Consider the following 1,082-nt stretch of genomic DNA (forward strand, 5'->3'; position numbering starts at 1 on the left):
CGCCTTGGTGGGCAGGTTCATTTTTTTATAAGAGACTGCAGGGTGGCGGTGGAGGTCTCGTAGTAGGCCGAGTTGTCGCTGCCCGAGATCACCGCGTCGAAGCCGCTGCAGATCGCCGTGGTGGGCCGGCCCAATGCCGGCAAGTCGACGCTGGTCAACAAGATCATCGGCGAGGACCGCCTGCTGACCGGCCCCGAGGCCGGCATCACCCGCGACGCCATCTCGGTGCGCACCGAGTGGGGCGGGGTGCCGATGCGGATCTTCGACACCGCCGGCATGCGCAAGAAGGCGCGGGTGCAGGAGAAGCTCGAGAAGCTCTCGGTCTCCGACGGCCTGCGCGCGGTGAAATTCGCCGAGGTCGTGGTGGTGCTGCTCGACGCGGCGATCCCCTTCGAACAGCAGGACCTGCGCATCGCCGACCTCGCCGAGCGCGAGGGCCGCGCGGTGGTGATCGCGGTCAACAAGTGGGATATCGAGGACGAGAAGCAGGAGAAGCTGCGCGACCTCAAGGAAGCCTTCGAGCGCCTGCTGCCGCAGCTGCGCGGTGCGCCGCTGGTCACCGTCTCGGCCAAGACCGGGCGCGGGCTCGACCGGCTGCAGGCAGCGATCATGAAGGCCTGGGAAGTGTGGAACCGCCGCATTCCCACCGGTCAGCTCAACCGCTGGCTCGAGGGCATGGTGTCGAGCCACCCGCCGCCCGCGCCGCAGGGCCGCCGCATCAAGCTGCGCTACATGACCCAGGCCAAGACCCGCCCGCCGGGCTTCGTGGTGATGTGCTCGCGCCCGCAGGACATGCCCGACAGCTACACGCGCTACCTGGTCAACGGGCTGCGCGAGAGTTTCGACATGCCCGGAACGCCGATCCGGCTCTACATGCGCGGGCAGGGCGACAAGAACCCCTACAAGGGCCGCCGCGAGAAGAACGCCGGCGCGCTGAAGAAACACCTCGGCAAGAAGAAGGGCTGACGCCCGCGGTGCCGCTGCGTGGCGCTTTCTTGGATTTTGCAGGGGGCGCTGCCCCCTCTTGGCGCAAGCGCCAATTCACCCCCGAGGTATTTTGAAACCTGAGAAGGCAGGAGCGC

1 pseudogene is annotated in these 1,082 nt (G+C 67.4%); it reads left to right on the top strand.

The features are described 5' to 3' along the window. Positions 1–90: 90 nt before the first annotated feature. A pseudogene (der, locus tag AC6RA4_RS17225) lies at positions 91–966 on the top strand (ribosome biogenesis GTPase Der); the annotation flags it as partial. Positions 967–1,082 lie beyond the last annotated feature (116 nt).

The organism is Salipiger sp. (assembly GCF_059781815.1).